This is a genomic window from Flavonifractor sp. An306, assembly GCF_002159455.1.
In the GTDB taxonomy this organism is placed as follows: Bacteria; Bacillota; Clostridia; order Oscillospirales; family Oscillospiraceae; genus Flavonifractor.
In genome coordinates, this window is the sequence record NZ_NFIQ01000261.1 from 1 (window position 1) to 577 (window position 577).

General features: G+C 69.3%; 1 pseudogene. It reads left to right on the top strand.

From position 1 onward, the window contains the following. Positions 1 to 577, top strand: a pseudogene (locus tag B5F88_RS20025) (molybdopterin molybdenumtransferase MoeA); the annotation flags it as partial.

Here is a 577-nt window from a genome sequence, read left to right on the forward strand (position 1 = left end):
GATCAGCCCCCCTTTGACCGCTCCCCCCTGGACGGCTACGCCCTCCGCTCCGCTGATCTGACGGGGGCGAACCGGGAACACCCCGCCGTGCTGGAGGTGGTGGACACGGTGTATGCCGGGGACGAAGCCAGAATTTCCGTGGGCCCCGGTCAGGCGGTACAGATCATGACGGGGGCCATGCTGCCCCCCGGCTGTGACTGCGTGGTACCCCAGGAGGACACCGACCGGGGGGACCCAGTCTCCGTGTTCGTTTCCCTGAAGCCCTTCCAGAATTATATCTGCCAGGGGGAGGACTACCGGAAGGGTGTCCGACTGCTGGAAAAGGGCACCCGGCTGGATGCCGCCGCCCTGGGGGTGCTGGCCGGCGCCGGGCTCACGGAGGTGGAGGTGTACCGCCGGCCCAGAGTGGGCCTGCTCACCACCGGGGACGAGGTGGTGTCCCCCGGAACGCCCCTCCCCGCCGGGAAAATCTACGGCTCCAACCAGATGCTGCTGGCCGCCCGGCTGGCGGAGCTGGGGTTTGAGACCGAAACCGCCCACCAGGGGGACAACCCCGCCGCCGTGGCGGAGGCCATGA